At 63.2% G+C, this 18,202-nt stretch carries 15 protein-coding genes; 9 read left to right on the top strand and 6 right to left on the bottom strand.

Annotation, left to right across the window (positions count from 1 at the left end; genetic code table 11):
* The first annotated feature begins 203 nt into the window (after positions 1 to 203).
* Positions 204 to 1,493 carry a citrate synthase gene (gltA, locus tag LGQ10_RS10420; RefSeq protein WP_058434373.1) on the top strand — a complete coding sequence of 430 codons (1,290 nt, stop codon included), beginning with the start codon at positions 204 to 206 and terminating at the stop codon, positions 1,491 to 1,493.
* 269 nt (positions 1,494 to 1,762) lie between these two features.
* Here gltA and LGQ10_RS10425 read toward each other — a convergent pair whose 3' ends face one another.
* The 3 genes from LGQ10_RS10425 to LGQ10_RS10435 form a co-directional block, all read right to left on the bottom strand.
* Positions 1,763 to 3,421 carry a cation acetate symporter gene (locus tag LGQ10_RS10425; protein ID WP_058434374.1) on the bottom strand — a complete coding sequence of 553 codons (1,659 nt, stop codon included), beginning with the start codon at positions 3,419 to 3,421 and terminating at the stop codon, positions 1,763 to 1,765.
* Entirely contained in the window at positions 3,418 to 3,729 is a 312-nt protein-coding gene (locus tag LGQ10_RS10430; RefSeq protein WP_058434375.1) for a DUF485 domain-containing protein, read from the bottom strand. Before LGQ10_RS10430 ends, LGQ10_RS10425 begins: the two co-directional genes overlap by 4 nt.
* Positions 3,730 to 3,919: 190 nt before the next feature.
* Complete coding sequence (locus tag LGQ10_RS10435) at positions 3,920 to 4,768, bottom strand: glycine betaine ABC transporter substrate-binding protein (RefSeq protein ID WP_226525493.1); 849 nt, start codon at positions 4,766 to 4,768, stop codon at positions 3,920 to 3,922.
* 315 nt (positions 4,769 to 5,083) lie between these two features.
* Between LGQ10_RS10435 and LGQ10_RS10440 the strand changes: the two genes are divergently transcribed.
* Positions 5,084 to 6,637 (top strand): beta (1-6) glucans synthase, encoded by a 1,554-nt coding sequence (locus LGQ10_RS10440; RefSeq protein WP_226525494.1) that lies wholly within the window; start codon positions 5,084 to 5,086, stop codon positions 6,635 to 6,637.
* Between the two features lie 178 nt (positions 6,638 to 6,815).
* Here LGQ10_RS10440 and LGQ10_RS10445 read toward each other — a convergent pair whose 3' ends face one another.
* Positions 6,816 to 7,181, bottom strand: coding sequence for a hypothetical protein (locus LGQ10_RS10445; protein WP_058433279.1), 366 nt, complete (start codon positions 7,179 to 7,181; stop codon positions 6,816 to 6,818).
* A 232-nt stretch (positions 7,182 to 7,413) separates the two neighbouring features.
* Between LGQ10_RS10445 and LGQ10_RS10450 the strand changes: the two genes are divergently transcribed.
* The 3 genes from LGQ10_RS10450 to LGQ10_RS10460 all read left to right on the top strand — a co-directional run bounded on the left by LGQ10_RS10450 (position 7,414) and on the right by LGQ10_RS10460 (position 11,659).
* Positions 7,414 to 8,712, top strand: coding sequence for a serine/threonine protein kinase (locus LGQ10_RS10450; RefSeq protein ID WP_226525495.1), 1,299 nt, complete (start codon positions 7,414 to 7,416; stop codon positions 8,710 to 8,712).
* A complete protein-coding gene (locus LGQ10_RS10455; protein WP_226525496.1) occupies positions 8,705 to 9,493 on the top strand; it encodes a VacJ family lipoprotein in 789 nt (262 codons plus the stop codon). The genes LGQ10_RS10450 and LGQ10_RS10455 overlap by 8 nt, the downstream gene beginning before the upstream one ends.
* Before the next feature lie 135 nt (positions 9,494 to 9,628).
* A complete protein-coding gene (locus LGQ10_RS10460) occupies positions 9,629 to 11,659 on the top strand; it encodes an FUSC family protein (RefSeq protein ID WP_226525497.1) in 2,031 nt (676 codons plus the stop codon).
* Between the two features lie 7 nt (positions 11,660 to 11,666).
* Here LGQ10_RS10460 and LGQ10_RS10465 read toward each other — a convergent pair whose 3' ends face one another.
* Entirely contained in the window at positions 11,667 to 12,593 is a 927-nt protein-coding gene (locus LGQ10_RS10465) for a DUF808 domain-containing protein (RefSeq protein ID WP_058433719.1), read from the bottom strand.
* A 217-nt stretch (positions 12,594 to 12,810) separates the two neighbouring features.
* Here LGQ10_RS10465 and LGQ10_RS10470 point away from each other — a divergent pair, with 217 nt between their 5' ends.
* Complete coding sequence (locus tag LGQ10_RS10470; protein ID WP_058433720.1) at positions 12,811 to 13,422, top strand: TetR/AcrR family transcriptional regulator; 612 nt, start codon at positions 12,811 to 12,813, stop codon at positions 13,420 to 13,422.
* Between the two features lie 198 nt (positions 13,423 to 13,620).
* On the opposite strand, the gene LGQ10_RS10475 is transcribed toward LGQ10_RS10470, so the two are convergent.
* Positions 13,621 to 14,061, bottom strand: coding sequence for a GlcG/HbpS family heme-binding protein (locus LGQ10_RS10475; protein ID WP_058433721.1), 441 nt, complete (start codon positions 14,059 to 14,061; stop codon positions 13,621 to 13,623).
* Between the two features lie 267 nt (positions 14,062 to 14,328).
* On the opposite strand from LGQ10_RS10475, the gene gcl reads away from it, so the two are divergent.
* The 3 genes from gcl (at position 14,329) to LGQ10_RS10490 (ending at position 18,055) form a co-directional block, all read left to right on the top strand.
* Entirely contained in the window at positions 14,329 to 16,104 is a 1,776-nt protein-coding gene (gene gcl, locus LGQ10_RS10480; protein WP_058433722.1) for a glyoxylate carboligase, read from the top strand.
* A gap of 136 nt (positions 16,105 to 16,240) precedes the next feature.
* Positions 16,241 to 17,023, top strand: a complete 783-nt coding sequence (gene hyi, locus LGQ10_RS10485; protein ID WP_058433723.1) for a hydroxypyruvate isomerase — start codon at positions 16,241 to 16,243, stop codon at positions 17,021 to 17,023.
* Positions 17,024 to 17,161: 138 nt separating this feature from the next.
* Positions 17,162 to 18,055, top strand: a complete 894-nt coding sequence (locus tag LGQ10_RS10490; protein ID WP_058433724.1) for a 2-hydroxy-3-oxopropionate reductase — start codon at positions 17,162 to 17,164, stop codon at positions 18,053 to 18,055.
* The last annotated feature ends 147 nt before the right edge of the window (positions 18,056 to 18,202 follow it).

Genomic DNA, 18,202 nt, shown 5'->3' on the forward strand with positions numbered 1-18,202 from the left:
CAACGCAAAGACCTCCCCCTAATAGCTGATTGCGTTAGCTTTATAAAAGGCGTAAATGGCAGTGAATTTCGCTAAAAAATCGCTCCCAAAGCCTTCTGGGACAAGACTTTAGGCAAATTGACATTCCGATTTATCCCTCTATAGTGGTGCGGGCCCTGCGTGGGGGGTCTGTCTGATGATTTCAAGCATAAATAGGAGGCCACATGGCTGACAAAAAAGCGCAGTTGATCATCGAGGGCGCAGCCCCCGTCGAGCTGCCCATTTTAACCGGCACCGTTGGTCCCGACGTAATCGATGTTCGGGGCCTGACGGCCACGGGCCGCTTCACTTTCGACCCAGGTTTCATGTCGACCGCCTCCTGCGAGTCGAAGATCACCTATATCGATGGCGATCAAGGCATCCTGCTGCACCGCGGCTACCCGATCGAGCAACTGGCCGAGAAGTCGGACTACCTCGAAACCTGCTACCTGCTGCTCAACGGCGAATTGCCGAATGCCGAGCAGAAGGCCCAGTTCGTCAGCACCGTGAAGAACCACACCATGGTTCACGAGCAGTTGAAGAGCTTCTTCAACGGCTTTCGTCGCGACGCCCACCCGATGGCGGTGATGTGCGGCGTAGTCGGCGCGCTCTCGGCGTTCTACCACGACTCCCTGGACATCAATAACCCGCAGCACCGCGAAATCTCCGCCGTGCGCCTGGTTGCCAAGATGCCGACCCTGGCCGCGATGGTCTACAAGTACTCCATGGGCCAGCCGATGATGTACCCGCGCAACGACCTGTCGTACGCGGAGAACTTCCTGCACATGATGTTCAACACCCCGTGCGAGATCAAACCGATCAGCCCGACGCTCGCCAAGGCCATGGACCGGATCTTCATCCTCCATGCCGACCACGAGCAGAACGCCTCGACCTCCACCGTACGCCTGGCAGGCTCCTCGGGCGCCAACCCGTTCGCCTGTATCGCTGCCGGCATCGCAGCCCTCTGGGGCCCTGCCCACGGCGGCGCCAACGAAGCCGTGCTGACCATGCTCGATGAAATCGGCGATGTCTCGAACATCGACACCTTCATCGCCAAGGCCAAGGACAAGAACGACCCGTTCAAGCTCATGGGCTTCGGTCACCGCGTTTACAAGAACCGCGACCCGCGCGCCACCGTGATGAAGCAGACCTGCGACGAAGTCCTGAAGGAACTGGGGATCAACAACGATCCGCAACTCGAACTGGCCATGCGCCTGGAAGAGATCGCCCTGACCGACCCGTACTTCATCGAACGCTCGCTGTACCCGAACGTCGACTTCTACTCGGGGATCATCCTCAAGGCGATCGGTATTCCAACCAGCATGTTCACCGTGATCTTTGCCCTGGCGCGTACCGTCGGCTGGATCTCGCACTGGAAAGAAATGCTCTCCAGCCCTTACAAGATCGGCCGTCCACGTCAGCTGTACACCGGCTACGAGTCGCGCGACATCACCCAGCTGGAAGACCGCAAGTAAGACCAGCCTTGCGCTACCGTCTTAGCTGCACCGAAAACGGCCTCTGATAGAGGCCGTTTTCTTTCGCCCCTCCCCCTCCCCTCCCACCGCAGGCCCGACATCGACCCGCTGCAAGCGGCAGGCATTGGCGCCCCCTCGCAAACCATCACCTGCAGCACCCAGACACCTTCCCCGCTGCTCGACGCCCAATAAAAATGCCCTGGTCTCTCGACCAGGGCATTTCACCACCACTCAACGCCTGCCCAATAACAGACAAGCCTGAGCATTGCTTAGTGCGACACCGCCCCACTGGCTCCCAGGCCGGTTTGCGAGCGCACGAACTGCGGGAAGAACAGCGCTCGTTCGTTGGCTGCCGCAGCCGACTTGTCGGTAATGGAGAAGAACCAGATACCGACGAAAGCGATGAGCATCGAGAACAGCGCCGGGTACTCGTAGGGGTAGATCGGCTTCTCGTGATGCAGGATCTGCACCCAGATGGTCGGACCGAGAACCATCAGCGCCACTGCGCTAACCAGCCCCATCCAGCCACCGATCATGGCGCCACGGGTGGTGAGTTTCTTCCAGTACATGGAAAGCAGCAGTACCGGGAAGTTGCAGCTTGCGGCAATGGAGAACGCCAGGCCGACCATGAAGGCGATGTTCTGACTTTCAAAAAGAATGCCCAGGCCAATGGCCAGCACGCCCAGGGCCACCGTGGTGATCTTGGAAACGCGGATCTCGTCCTTCTCGTTGGCCTTGCCCTTCTTGATCACGCTGGCATACAGGTCATGGGAAACCGCCGAGGCGCCGGCCAGAGTCAGGCCCGCCACGACTGCCAGGATGGTGGCGAAGGCCACCGCCGAGATGAAGCCCAGGAACACGCTGCCGCCCACCGCGTTGGCCAGGTGCACCGCCGCCATGTTGTTGCCGCCCAGCAAGGCGCCTGCGGCATCCTTGAAGTCCGGATTAGTGCTGACCAGCAGGATCGCGCCAAAACCGATGATGAAGGTCAGGATGTAGAAGTAGCCAATGAAACCGGTGGCATAGAGCACGCTCTTGCGGGCTTCCTTGGCATCGCTCACGGTGAAGAAGCGCATCAGGATGTGTGGCAAGCCAGCGGTACCGAACATCAGCGCCAGCCCGAGGGAGAACGCCGAGACCGGATCTTTTACCAGGCCGCCCGGGCTCATGATCGCCTCACCCTTGGGGTGAACCTTGATCGCTTCGGAGAACAGCATGTTGAAATCGAAGTTGACGTGCTTCATCACCATCAGCGCCATGAAGGACGCACCGGAGAGCAGCAGCACCGCCTTGATGATCTGCACCCAGGTGGTGGCCAGCATGCCGCCGAACAGCACGTACAGGCACATCAGGATGCCCACCAGGATCACCGCCACATGGTAGTCGAGACCGAACAGCAACTGGATCAGCTTGCCGGCACCGACCATCTGCGCAATCAGGTAGAACGCCACCACCACCAGCGAGCCACAGGCCGACAACGTACGAATCTGGGTTTGCCCGAGGCGATAGGACGCCACGTCGGCAAAGGTGTACTTGCCCAGGTTGCGCAAGCGTTCGGCGATCAGGAACAGGATGATCGGCCAGCCCACCAGGAACCCGATGGAGTAGATCAGCCCGTCGTAGCCGGAGGTGAATACCAGGGCGGAAATACCCAGGAAGGACGCGGCCGACATGTAGTCGCCCGCAATCGCCAGGCCGTTCTGGAAACCGGTGATCTTGCCACCCGCCGCATAGTAGTCGGCGGCCGACTTGTTACGCTTGGAAGCCCAGTAGGTGATGCACAGGGTCGCCCCGACGAACACCACGAACATCACGATCGCCGATACGTTGAGGGGTTGCTTGTGGACTTCGCCTGTCAAGGCGTCCGCGGCCCAGAGGGCAGGAGCGAAAGCGGCCAGGCCGAGTGCTGCGAATAGACGGCGGATCATTGCTGAGCCTCCTTCAGGATCGCGTTGTTCAACTCGTCGAATTCACCGTTGGCGCGCCGCACATAGATAGCCGTCAGGATGAAGGCCGAGATGATCAGGCCAACACCAATGGGGATGCCCCAGGTAATGGAGGAAGTAGGCGTGAGCTTGGTCCCCAGGATCTGGGGCCCGTAGGCGATCAACAGGATGAAAGCCGAGTAGAGCCCAAGCATGATCGCCGAAAGAATCCAGGCGAACCGCTCTCGCTTGCTGACCAGCTCCTTGAAACGCGGGCTGTTTTGAATCGAGAGGTAAATGCTGTCGTTCATTGTTTTTATCCTCGCAGCACAGATTTTAGGTGGAACCTAATGCACTCTATGCGGCTATCAGCCGCGTTCCAGACGACCTTAGTATTAGAACGACATGAGCTGCGACGCCAACAACGGCCCGCAAAAAAACAAGGGCCATGCGCTGCAGGCAACGCATGGCCCCGGAACCCTTGAGCTAGACAGCCGAGGACTATTTAGCGGTCCATTCAGCCACCCTTTCGGCGTGCTTGCTTACCCAATCCCTGGCTGCCACATCCGGCTTGGTGCCCTCCTGGATGGCCAGCATCACTTCACCGATTTCATCCTTCGAGGCCCACTGGAACTTCTTCAGGAATGCCGCTACCTCCGGCGCCTTCTTCTCCAGCCCCTTGCTGCCAATGCTGTTGACGGTTTCAGCGGCGCCATACACGCCTTTCGGGTCCTCGAGGAAGCGCAGCTTCCACTTGGCGAACATCCAGTGCGGCACCCAGCCGGTCACCGCGATGGAATCCTGCTTCTCTTCGGCGCGGGTGAGCTCGGCGATCATTGCCGCCCCGGAGCTGGCCTGCAGCTTGTAGTCCAGGCCGTAGTCCTTGATCGCCTGGTCGGTCTTGAGCATCACGCCGGAGCCGGCATCGATACCGACGATCTTGTTCTTGAAGCTGCCATCGGTCTTGAGGTCTTCGATGGACTTGGCCTTGACGTATTCCGGCACGATCAGGCCGATCTTCGCGTCCTTGAAGTTGGGGCCATAGTCCACCACCTTGTCCTTGTTCTTGGTCCAGTACTCGCCATGGGTGACCGGCAGCCAGGCCGAGAGCATGGCATCGAGCTTGCCCGTGGCCACACCCTGCCACATGATCCCCGTCGCCACCGCCTGCAGCTTGACGTCGTAACCGAGCTTCTTGATCACCTCCGCGGCCACATGGGTCGTCGCCACGCTGTCGGACCAGCCGTCGACATAGCCGATGCTCAGGGTCTTGCTATCGGCGCTGGCCAGGGTGGAGCTGATGGCAAGTACCAGTGCGGCACCTGCGCCTAAGAGTCGTCGCATCTTCATCGTTACTTCCCCGAAAAGTGCAGTGCCGGGCGGCTGCCGGGCACATCAACGTATGGTTATGGTGCTCGGCGCCTCCTTCACGCCTGACCGCGAACGCGTTCGATCATCAGCGGAGTACTGATGCCTGGATCATCAACCCGCCACCCTCGACGACCTGCTCTGACTGCGACCTCAAGGCACTCGGCAGCGACATCAGAAAGCCAGTAACCGGGCCCCCACCGGCAATGGTGGCGCCCGGACTTTGCACGACCAACCACCAAGCTGGCGGCGAATGCGGGTAAGATGCCCGGCTTTGTTCCCGCTAACGGCCTGACCATGCCCGCCTCCCCACGCTTTCCCGCCCTCGCTTACCTGTTCGCCTGCCTGCTCGGCCTACTCGTCCTTGGCGGCTACTGGTACGGCCTGGGCCAGTCGGTGCAACTGCCCGACGTCGCCAGCGCCAGCCACAAACTGCAATGCGCCTCCTACACCCCGTTCGACAAGGACCAGTCACCGTTCGACCAGCCATTCAAGCTGCGCCCCGAGCGCATGGACGCCGACCTGGCACTGCTGGCCACGCGCTTCGAATGCATCCGCACCTACTCCATGAGCGGCCTGGAAGCCCTGCCGGAACTGGCCCGCAAGCACGGTCTGAAACTGATGATCGGAGCCTGGATCAACAGCAATCCGGTGGATAACGAGAAGGAAGTCGACCTGCTGATCGCCTCGGCCAACGCCAACCCGGACGTGGTCAGCGCGGTGATCGTCGGTAACGAAGCCCTGTTGCGCAAGGAGATCACCGGCGCGCAGCTGGCGCGGCTGATCCTCAAGGTCAAGCACAACGTCAAGCAACCGGTGACTTATGCCGATGTCTGGGAGTTCTGGCTCAAGCATCCGGAAATCGCCCCGGCCGTGGACTTCCTGACCATCCACTTGTTGCCCTACTGGGAAGACGATCCGTCCAATATCGACGCAGCCCTGAACCATGTGGCGCAAGTGCGCCAGGTGTTCGGCAACCGCTTCGCCCCCAAGGACGTCCTGATCGGCGAGACCGGCTGGCCCAGCGAAGGCCGCCAGCGCGAGACCGCGGTGCCGAGCCGAGTCAACGAAGCCCGGTTCATCCGCGGCTTCGTCGCCCTGGCCGAGCAGAACGGCTGGCACTACAACCTGATCGAAGCCTTCGACCAACCCTGGAAGCGCGCCAGCGAGGGTGCCGTCGGCGGCTACTGGGGGCTGTTCGACGCCGACCGCCAGGACAAGGGCATCCTCGCCGGCCCGGTATCCAACCTGCCCTACTGGCCGCTGTGGCTGGGAGTCGGCGCAGCGATCTTCGCCATCACCCTGCTGATGGGCGGCAGGGTCCGCAGTACCCGGGCAGCCCTGCTGGTGCCTCTGCTGGGCGCCCTGGCGGCCTGCAGCATCGGCACCTTCGCCGAGCTGGCGCGCGTCACCAGCCGCTTCGCCAGCGAATGGGCCTGGGCGGCCCTGCTGCTGGGTCTGAACCTGCTGGTCCTGGCCCATGCCGCGCTATCGCTGGCACCGCGTGAAGGTTGGCGCCAGCGCCTGTTCGCCATCCTCGAGGCGCGCGCCGGCTGGCTCCTGGCAGTGGCCGGTTTCGCTGCGGCGGTGATGATGCTGGAACTGGTGTTCGATCCGCGCTATCGCAGCTTCCCCAGCGCCGCCCTGCTGCTACCGGCCCTGGCATTCCTCTGCCGGCCGGTACGTGTGCCGCGTCGCGAGATCGCCCTGCTGACCTTCATCGTCGGCGCCGGCATCGCTCCCCAGCTGTACCAGGAAGGCCTGGCCAACCAGCAGGCCTGGGGCTGGACCCTGGTCAGCCTGTTGATGACCGCCGCCCTGTGGCGCAGCTTGCGGGCCCGAATTGGCTGAGCAGCGAGCCTGCCGAGCTTCGGCTCGGCAGGACTAGCAGGCCGTTGAAAAACCACCTGCGTTGCCATCGCTGCGCTAAAAACAAGCTCAAGATGCTCATTTACCACTCGTAAACTGCGCTTTTTCGCCTGTTTTTTGCCTTGCGCTGACTGCCTCGCCTACGTTTTGCAACGGTCTGCTAGGGGCGGCGGGCACGCACCAGGCGCAGGCTGGCAATCACCAGGGCGAAGACCGCCAGGCTGGTGTTGTACAGCACCAGCGCCGGAATGCCTGCCGCCATTGCCAGCACCGCCAGCCACCAGCCAGCGCGCCCTGGCACGACGAACGCCAGCAGCGATGCGCCCAGGGCACTCCAGCCCAGCACCTTGAAATGGATCATCCAGCCCAGGCTGGAGCGCAACGAGCACTCCCAGCGGCTGGCTTCGTCCATGCAGACGCCCACCCAGCGGGCATCCTCCATGAAGCCATAACGCAGGCCATAACTGGCGGCCAGCCACAGAGGCAGGGCCAACAGCAGCGCAATCACGGGAAAGCGGCGAGACATGGAACACTCCAGACAATCAAAACGGCGCCCAGCATAATCCCCCACGGACACTTGGCAAGCACCACGCACGGATAGCTGTTCAGCCAAGGGCGGCAACGTGTATCGTCCGGCTATCATCTCCCCGGCCAGACTGTTGCGAGCGTTATTTGCGCCCGGGTGTGGCACTTCGGAAGCAGCGCGGTGGTCATAGCCTGCGAACCTCATTCGGCACCTTCCTTCTAGGGATACAGTCATGCTTCGTTCCTTGCGCCTCGCCGCCCTGTTCGGCGGCCTTATCCTGAGTGCGTCCGCACTGGCAGTCGATGTCGATCCGGCCGGCTACGGCTATCCGCTGACCAACCCCTTCGAAGCCACCATCCTCACCACGCCACCGGATTTGCGCCCCGAGCTGCCCTCCGACGACGACATCCGTCAGTCGGACCACAGCCTGACCCTGCGCCCGGAACGGGAATTCACCCTCCCGGACAATTTCTGGGCGGTGAAGAAGCTCACCTACCGCATCGCCACCCAGGACCATGCCGCGCCACTGATCTTCCTGATCGCCGGCACCGGCGCACGCTACGACAGCACGCTCAACGAGTACCTCAAGAAGCTCTATTACAAGGCCGGCTACCATGTGGTGCAGCTGTCCTCACCCACCAGCTTCGACTTCATCAGTGCCGCCTCGCGCTTCGCCACTCCAGGCGTGACCGCCGAGGATGCCCAGGACATGTACCGGGTCATGCAGGCCGTGCGTGCACAGAACTCCAAGCTGCCGGTCACCGACTACTACCTGACCGGCTATAGCCTCGGCGCCCTGGATGCGGCATTCGTCAGCAAGCTGGACGAGACCCGGCGCTCCTTCAACTTCAAGAAGGTCCTGCTGCTCAACCCGCCGGTCAACCTCTACACCTCGATCACTAACCTCGACAAACTGGTGCAGACCGAGGTCAAGGGCATCAACAACAGCACCACGTTCTACGAACTGATGCTGGCCAAGCTGACCCGCTATTTCCAGCAGAAGGGCTACATCGACCTCACCGATGCGCTGCTCTATGACCTCCAGCAATCCAAGCAACACCTGAGCAACGAACAGCTGGCGATGCTGATCGGCACTTCCTTTCGCTTCTCGGCGGCGGACATCGCCTTCACCTCGGACCTGATCAACCGCCGAGGCCTGATCACCCCGCCCAAGTACCCGATCCGCGAAGGCACCAGCCTCACGCCTTTCCTCAAGCGCGCCCTGCAATGCGACTTCGACTGCTACCTGACCGAACAGGTGATCCCGATGTGGCGTGCCCGCACCGATGGCGGCAGCCTCTTGCAACTGGTGGACCAGGTGAGCCTCTACGCGCTGCAGGACTATCTCAAGGCCAGCCCGAAGATCGCCGTGATGCACAACGCCGACGACGTCATCCTCGGCCCCGGCGACCTGGGCTTCCTGCGCAGGACCTTTGGCGAACGCCTTACCGTCTATCCCCATGGTGGCCATTGCGGCAACCTCAACTATCGCGTCAACAGCGACGCCATGCTGGAGTTCTTCCGTGGCTAAACATCTCCTGCTTATCGCTGCGTTGCTCTGCGCAAGCTACGCCCAGGCCGATGATGACCGAGCCGGCACCACCACCGCGTCCGACCCGGACGGGTTCACCGAGCCGCTGAAACAGCTCAAGTTCAACCCTGGCCTGGACCAGCGCGAGTTCGAACGCTCGACCCTCAGCGCGCTGAACGTCTATGACCCGCTGGAGTCCTGGAACCGCCGGGTCTACCACTTCAACTACCGTTTCGACCAATGGGTGTTCCTGCCGGTGGTGGACGGCTATCGCTACGTGACGCCGAAGTTCCTGCGCACCGGGGTCAGCAACTTCTTCAACAACCTGGGCGATGTTCCCAGCCTGCTCAACAGCCTGCTGCAGTTCAAGGGCCAGCGCTCGATGGAAACCACTGCCCGCCTGCTGGTCAACACCACGATCGGCATCGCCGGCCTGTGGGACCCGGCCACCAAGATGGGCCTGCCACGCCAGAGCGAAGACTTCGGCCAGACCCTGGGTTTCTATGGGGTTCCGGGCGGTGCCTACCTGGTACTGCCGCTCCTAGGCCCGTCGAACCTGCGCGATACCGCAGGGCTGGCAGTGGACTACAGCGCCGAATCGGCGATCAACTTCCTCAACGTCGCGGAAGTCAGCAAGAACCATCCGGAAGTCTGGCTCCTGCGCGGCGTCGACAAGCGCTACCAGACCAACTTCCGTTATGGCGAGCTGAACTCACCGTTCGAGTATGAACAAGTGCGCTACGTGTACACCGAAGCACGCAAGCTGCAGATCTCCGAATGACCCGGCCTCGCCCCGCCGTCCGGCGGGGCAGGCGCCACCCGTCCGTCTCCTTCCCCCCTTTGAAAAGCTGATTGGCACATTCTGGCGAAATCGATACGATACTAATCATTAGCTAGCTATCGATAACGCCAAAACATGAAACTGCCGACCTTGTTCCGCGCCGATATCTGGCAAGCCCTGTTCGCCCCCACTCCCGCCGACCTGCTGTTCGCCGTGCGCAATCTGATTGCCGGCGGGGCGGCGCTGTACTTGGCGTTTCGCCTGGATTTCGAGCAACCGCAATGGGCCCTGACCACCGTATTCATCGTCAGCCAATCCAGCAGCGGCATGGTCCTGGCCAAAGGCGCCTATCGCCTGCTGGGCACCCTGGCAGGGGCGCTGGTTTCCATCCTGCTGATCGCGAGCCTGGGCCAGGCGCCCTTGCTGTTCCTGCTGGCGATGGCTCTGTGGCTCGGCCTCTGCACCACCGGCGCCTCGCTGTTGCGCAACCATGCGGCCTACGGCTTCGTGCTGGCCGGCTACACCACGGCAATCATTGCCTTGCCCGCCACGGCAGCGCCCTTGCAGGTGTTCGACCAGGCGGTGGCGCGCTGTTCGGAAATCGGTCTGGGGATCATCTGCGCCGCCGTGGCGAGCCAGATACTGTGGCCACGCCGGGTGGAACAGGCGCTGGCGGCCCAGGGTCGAGCGGCCTGGCTCGCCGGGCGCCAGGCCGCCGCCTCGGAGCTGCTAGGGGAGGATCAGCGCAAGGGGCTGCTGGAAGCCCTGGGGCGCATCGTCACCGTGGATGCCCAGCGCGATCACGCCTGGTTCGAAGGACCGCAGGGGCGTCGTCGCTCCCAGGCGCTGCGGGTACTGAGCCGCGACCTGCTGGGCCTGCTCAGGTCCGCCCGGGGCGTCGCCCGGCAACGGCAGATGCTCGACTCAGCCACCGCCCAGCAACTCCAACCCTTGCTTGGCGAGACCATCCAGGCCCTGCAGGTCGAACATGACGCGGCCCTGCCTCCCTTACTCCAGCGCCTGCAACAGGCTCTGCAGGACCCTTCGCTATCAGCCGAAGGCCATCTGTGCCTGGTGCAACTGGCCCAGGTACTGGAACGGGTGGCACAGAGCGCCCTCAGCGTTGAGGCCGTGGAACAGGGACAGGTTCCGCCTGGAGCTCCCGGCGCCCTGTCCTGGCACCGGGACCTCCAGCAAGGGGTGCTGGGGGGCTTGCGCGGAGCCCTGGCCTTTCTCACCGTGGCCGGTTTCTGGATTCTGTCCGCCTGGCCCTCGGGGCTGGGGGCCGTGTCCATTTGCGGCGTGGTGCTGAGCCTGTTCGCCGGGCGCGAGAACCCCGCCGCGTCTTGCCTGAACTTCTTCAAGGGCATTGCCCTGTCCATTCCCGTGGCGGCATTCGTGGGCCTCGGCCTACTGCCGGCCTGGGACGGTTTTCCCCTGCTGTGCCTGGGGCTGGCGGTGCCGCTGTTCTTCGCTTCGCTGTGCATGAGCCGGCCGAAGCTCGCCCCCGTCGCCTCGGCGTTCTGCATCTTCTTCGTCAACAACGTCGGCCCCAGTAACCTGATGAGCTACGACCTCGGGGCGTTCCTGAACAAGGCCATGGCCACCCTGGTCGGCGTCGGCATTGCCGTGGTGGTGCTGCGCCTGGTCAGCCTCAACCCGGGCGAACGGCACTACCGGCGGATGTTCAAGGCCTCTCTGTTCGATCTGGCGCAGCTCACCTCACGCCCCCCGGAGCAGGCCGAAAGCTGGTTTGGCGGACGCATGGCGGACCGCCTGATCCGGGTGTCGCGATATTGGCAGATGCAGCCCGAGAACCGCCGCAGTCACTGGGACAACGGCCTGCTGGGGCTGGACCTGGGAGATGAGTTGCTGCAATTGCGCGGCTGCCTGGAAACAGCCTTGGATGCCTTGGCCACAGAACGCGAGCATTACCTTGCGCACCTGGCGGCCCTGCTCAGGCACGGCGGCCCCAGCGTCGACCGCAGTGACCAACTGGATGCGGCTTCGGCGGCGCTGCTCAAGGCTCTGGATGCAGACCAGCACCTGCCCCAGCAAGCCTGGGAGATGGCCAGGGCGGCGATCCTGCAACTGCAGTTCACCTGGCGCCGCTGGTGCCGCCAGCAACCCGCTGCCCAGGCGCTACAGGGCCCCGCGACCGGCTGACCGCGAATCAGGCGCGAACAGCGCGCCAGGCCTTGCTGGCCAGGGTCACGCCAAGCAGCACCACGGCACCGGCGACAATCCCCACCACGGCGTTGAGCAGCGTCGGCAAGATCACCGAGAAACCGCCCACCAAGGCAGTACTGTGCGCGGTCAGGCCCTCGATCAGGTGATGGGCCGCCGGCACCCCATGGGTGAGGATGCCGCCGCCGACCATGAACATGGCCGCGGTGCCGATCACCGACAGGCTTTTCATCATGTAGGGCGCCGCTCGCAGGATCGCCCCGCCGACGCTCCTGGCCACCTGCCCCGGCTTGCGCGCCAGCCACAGGCCCAGGTCGTCGAGCTTGACGATCCCGGCTACCAGGCCGTAGACCCCGACCGTCATCACGATGGCGATACCCGACAGCACCACGACCTGCTGGGTCAGCGGCGCATCGGCCACGGTGCCCAGGGTGATGGCAATGATCTCGGCAGAGAGGATGAAGTCGGTGCGCACCGCCCCCTTGATCTTGTCCTTTTCGAAGGCCACCAGGTCAGTGGCCGGGTCCGCCACTGCCTCGATCAGCTGGGCATGGTCCGCCTGGTCCTGATCCTTGCTGTGCAGGAACTTGTGAGCCAGCTTCTCGAAGCCCTCGAAACACAGGTAGGCCCCGCCGAGCATCAGCAGCGGGATCACCAGCCAGGGGGCGAAGGCACTGATGGCCAGGGCCGCCGGCACCAGGATCAGCTTGTTGCGAAACGAGCCCTTGGCCACGGCCCAGACCACCGGGATCTCCCGCTCGGCACGGACCCCGGACACTTGCTGGGCGTTGAGGGCCAGGTCGTCGCCCAGCACACCGGCGGTCTTCTTCGCCGCCATCTTGGTCATCAGGGCCACATCGTCCAGTACCGCGGCGATATCGTCGATCAGAACCAGCAAACTGCTTCCTGCCATGGGCCAGGCTTCCTGCATGAAATGAGGCGCGCAGCATACCGCGCCACCGAGCAGGCACGCGAGGTGCCGTCGATCCTGGCGGCAAACGGTCATCCGCCAGGCCCCGCGACAGCCCTGCGAACCTGGAAAAATCCTCGCCCATGGGCTTTCTTGAGCCCCTCGCAAGCCCGGTGCTACCATGCGCAACCGCCCGAGCAGGCAAGGAATCCCCCGGTTTATGAGCACCATCCGCGAGCGCAATAAAGAACTGATCCTGCGGGCCGCCAGCGAAGAGTTTGCCGACAAGGGCTTCGCCGCCACCAAGACCAGCGACATCGCCGCCAAGGCCGGGTTGCCCAAGCCCAACGTCTACTACTACTTCAAGTCCAAGGAAAATCTCTACCGCGAGGTGCTGGAAAGCATCATCGAACCGATTCTCCAGGCGTCCACCCCGTTCAACGCCGACGGCGTGCCCGGCGAGGTGCTCAGCGGCTACATTCGTTCGAAGATCCGCATCTCCCGTGACCTGCCCTTCGCCTCCAAGGTGTTCGCCAGCGAGATCATGCACGGCGCGCCACACCTGAGCCCGGACCAGGTGGAGCAGCTCAACGCCCAGGCCAAGCACAACATCGAGTGCATCCAGACCTGGATCGACCGTGGCCAGATCGCGCCCCTGGACCCTCATCACCTGATGTTCAGCATCTGGGCCGCCACCCAGACCTACGCCGATTTCGACTGGCAGATCTCGGTGGTCACCGGCAAGGCCAAGCTGGCCGAAGAAGATTACGAAGCCGCGGCCCAGACCATCATCCGCCTGGTGCTCAAGGGCTGCGAGCCCGAATCCGCATAACCCGCCTTCCTGACGCCGCCCTGTTCAAGGGCGCCACGGGGTTCGTGTAGCCGCTGCCGCAGGCTGCGTACGGCTCGGCACGAGCCCCCTGGTGGCTATCGGCAATTAACCTGAGGTACCGCGTCGCCCGGTTTGGCGGGCGCTGCGCACCCGATCGCAGCCTCGCAGGCTCGACAGCGGCTACACGTACTGCGCGACCTAAGCGCTGACGCCGGCATCCGCTGCCAGGCCCTGGGCCTCGATGGCGCTGATGGCGCACTGCTCGTCGATGTCCGAGGTGTCACCACTGATACCGATGGCGCCCATCACCACTCCCGCCTGATCACGGATCAATACGCCCCCTGGCGCCGGTACCACGCTGCCCTGCCCTAGGCTGTTGAGCGCGCCGATGAAGGCCGGGCGCTGCTGGGCATCCAGCGCCAGCAGGCGCGAACCCTTGCCCAGGGCGATGGCGCCCCATGCCTTGCCGATGGCGATCTGCGGGCGCAACAGGCTGGCGCCATCCTCGCGCTGCAGCGTCACCAGGTGCCCCCCGGCGTCGAGTACCGCAATGGCCAGCGGTGCCGCGCTGATCTTGCGCCCCGCATTGATGGCCTGGTTGGCCAGGTTGATTGCGACTTTCAAGGTTAAAGCGCTCATGGGTGCTGTCCTCATCTTGTTATTGGAAAGCCTGGTGGAGCTTCTTTCAGGAGAAGCTCGATGCAACGAATAGAACACAATGTAATTTATTTTTGTATACAATAATATCGACATACTAGCCCGTGCGACAAAAGGACGCCGGAATATCAAGCCCTCAGGCAACACCATTACCGCCCAAGAAAACCCATTGACCTGCGTCGCTCGCCATGAATACACTCCGCAAAAAGCCACTTGTATACAATTACAAAACGTAAGAGGCACAAAACCATGAGCAAAATGAGAGCAATCGAAGCCGCCGTTCTGGTGATGCGCCGTGAAGGGGTCGATACCGCCTTTGGCATCCCGGGCGCCGCCATCAACCCGCTGTACTCTGCACTGCAGAAAGTCGGCGGCATCGATCATGTGCTCGCTCGCCACGTCGAAGGCGCCTCGCACATGGCCGAGGGTTATACCCGGACCAAGGCCGGCAACATTGGCGTCTGCATCGGGACCTCGGGCCCTGCCGGCACCGACATGGTCACCGGCCTGTACAGCGCTTCGGCCGACTCGATCCCGATCCTCTGCATCACCGGCCAGGCGCCACGAGCCCGCCTGCACAAGGAAGATTTCCAGGCCGTGGACATCACCAGCATCGTCAAGCCGGTGACCAAGTGGGCCACCACCGTGCTGGAGCCGGGCCAGGTGCCCTACGCCTTCCAGAAAGCCTTCTATGAAATGCGTTCAGGTCGCCCTGGCCCAGTGCTGATCGACCTGCCGTTCGACGTGCAGATGGCGGAAATCGAATTCGATATCGACGCCTACCAGCCATTGCCCCTGGCCAAGCCATCGGCCACCCGGGTCCAGGTCGAGAAAGCCCTGGCCCTGCTGGATCAGGCCGAACGGCCGTTGCTGGTGGCCGGTGGCGGAGTCATCAACGCCGACGCCAGTGAATTGCTGGTGGAGTTCGCCGAACTGACCGGCATTCCGGTGATCCCGACCCTGATGGGCTGGGGCAGCATTCCCGACGATCACCCGCAAATGGTGGGCATGGTCGGCTTGCAGACGTCCCATCGCTACGGCAACGCGACCCTGCTCAAATCCGACGTGGTGCTGGGCATCGGCAACCGCTGGGCCAACCGCCACACCGGTTCGGTGGACGTCTACACCGAAGGTCGCAAGTTCATTCACATCGACATCGAGCCGACCCAGATCGGCCGTGTCTTCACCCCGGACCTGGGCATCGTTTCCGACGCGGGCAGTGCCCTGACCGTGCTGCTGGAGGTGGCGCGCGAATGGCAGGCCGCCGGCAAGCTCAAGAACCGCAGCGCCTGGCTGCATGACTGCCAGGAACGCAAGGCCAGCCTGCAACGCAAGACCCACTTCGACAACGTGCCGGTCAAGCCCCAGCGCGTGTACGAAGAGATGAACCAGGTGTTCGGCAAGGACACCTGCTACGTCAGCACCATCGGCCTGTCGCAGATCGCCGGTGCCCAGTTCCTGCACGTCTACAAGCCGCGCCACTGGATCAACTGTGGCCAGGCCGGCCCGCTGGGCTGGACCATTCCCGCGGCCCTGGGGGTGGTCAAGGCCGACCCGAACCGCCAGGTGGTGGCACTGTCCGGGGACTACGACTTCCAGTTCATGATCGAAGAACTGGCGGTGGGCGCGCAGTTCAACCTGCCGTACATCCACGTGGTGGTGAACAACTCCTACCTGGGGCTGATCCGCCAGGCCCAGCGCGGCTTCGAGATGGACTACTGCGTACAGTTGTCCTTCGACAACCTCAACGCCCCGGAGCTCAACGGCTACGGCGTGGATCATGTCGCGGTGGCCGAAGGCCTGGGCTGCAAGGCCCTGCGGGTATTCGAACCCAAGGATATCCAGCCGGCCCTGCGCCAGGCCCAGGAACTGGCTGCCAGCTTCAAGGTGCCGGTGGTGGTGGAGATCATCCTGGAACGGGTGACCAACATCTCCATGGGCACCGAGATCAACGCGGTCAACGAGTTCGAAGACCTGGCGCTGGTGGGCAATGACGCCCCCACCGCCATCGCCCTGCTCGACTGACGAGCCAACACAGCTCCTGTAGCCGCTGCCGAAGGCTGCGATCGACCGCCAAGCGGGCGCGCGCTTCGACACTGCGCAAGGTTCCCCGGACCTCTGCGCACGGCTGCAGGACTTGATAGATCCACAGGAGACCACCATGCCGCGTTTTGCCGCCAACCTGTCCATGCTGTTCACCGAGCAGGACTTCCTCGCCCGCTTCAAGGCTGCCGCCGATGCCGGCTTCAGCGGTGTCGAGTACCTGTTCCCCTACGAATACAGTTCCGCCGAGATCAAGGCCCTGCTCGACGCCCATGGCCTGACCCAGGTGCTGTTCAACCTGCCCGCCGGTGACTGGGCCAAGGGCGAGCGAGGCATCGCCTGCCTGCCCGATCGGGTCGCGGACTTCCGAGCCGGAGTCGACCTGGCCATCGCCTATGCCCAGGTCCTGGGCAACACCCAGATCAACTGCCTGGCAGGTATCCGTCCCCAGGGCGTGGATGCCGCGCTGGTGGAAAAGACCTTCGTCGACAACCTCAAGTACGCCGCCGACAAGCTCCAGGCTGTCGGCATCAAGCTGGTGATGGAAGCCATCAACACCCGCGACATTCCAGGCTTCTACCTCAACAACACCGCCCAGGCGCTGTCGATCCGCGAGCAGGTGGGCAGTGCCAACCTGTTCCTGCAGTACGACATCTATCACATGCAGATCATGGAGGGAGACCTGGCGCGGACCCTGTCCGACCACCTGGCCCAGATCAACCACGTGCAGCTGGCGGACAACCCCGGGCGCAACGAACCAGGCACCGGCGAGATCAACTATCGCTTTCTGTTCGAGCACCTGGACCGCATCGGCTACCAAGGCTGGGTCGGCTGCGAATACAAACCGCTGGCCACCACCGAGGCTGGCCTGGGCTGGCTCAAGAGCCATAACGCCATCTGATCGGCAACCGCGTCATCGTTCATCACGGGCAGGTCGGATCGCCGCCCGCTCGCTCCTACAGCAGGAACGAGGCTTGCCCGCGAGACGGATGCCTTGGCACCCCGCAACCTTATAGAGCAATAAAAAGAGGATTTTCTCATGGCTAAGATCGGATTCATCGGCACCGGCATCATGGGCCACCCAATGGCTTCCAACCTGCAGAAGGCCGGCCACAGCCTGCTGCTCTCGGAACACCACGACAAGGCCCCGGCCGACCTGGTCGCCGCTGGCGCAGTCGCGCTGGCCTCGCCCAGGGAAGTGGCCCAGGAAGCCGAATTCATCATCATCATGGTGCCCGACACCCCGCAGGTCGAAGACGTGCTGCTGCGTGCCGACGGCGTCGCCGCCGGGATCGGCAAAGGCAAGATCGTCATCGACATGAGCTCGATCTCGCCCACCGCGACCAAGGCTTTCGCTGCCAGGATCAACCAGACAGGCGCGCAATACCTGGACGCCCCGGTGTCCGGCGGAGAAGTCGGCGCCAAGGCGGCGACCCTGAGCATCATGGTCGGCGGCGACAGCCAAGCCTTCGAGCGTGCCCTGCCGCTGTTCCAGAGCATGGGCAAGAACATCACCCTGGTCGGCGGCAACGGCGATGGCCAGACCGCCAAGGTGGCCAACCAGATCATCGTCGCCCTGAACATCCAGGCGGTGGCCGAAGCCTTGCTGTTTGCCGCCAAGAACGGCGCCGACCCGGCCAAGGTACGTGAAGCGCTGATGGGTGGCTTCGCCTCCTCGCGCATCCTGGAAGTGCATGGCGAACGCATGATCAAGGGCACCTTCGACCCGGGCTTTCGGATCAACCTGCACCAGAAGGACCTCAACCTGGCGCTCAATGGCGCCCGCGAGCTGGGCATCAACCTGCCCAACACCGCCAACGCCCAGCAGGTATTCAGTACCTGCAACGCCCTGGGCGGCGGCAACTGGGACCACTCGGCGCTGATCAAGGGCCTGGAGCACATGGCCAACTTCTCGATTCGCGACAAGCAATAAGCCGTATTTGTAGCCGCCGCCCCGGACTGTGCGAGGGTCCGCAGGAAACGCATCGCTGCGGGCCATGGACAGGCCCTGCCGATCCTGGCGCCGCCCCCGGCGGCGGCTACACCTGTTCCATGCCCCCATAACAAGAATCCGGGAGCC

Source organism: Pseudomonas sp. L5B5 (assembly GCF_020520285.1).
Taxonomy (GTDB): Bacteria; Pseudomonadota; Gammaproteobacteria; order Pseudomonadales; family Pseudomonadaceae; genus Aquipseudomonas.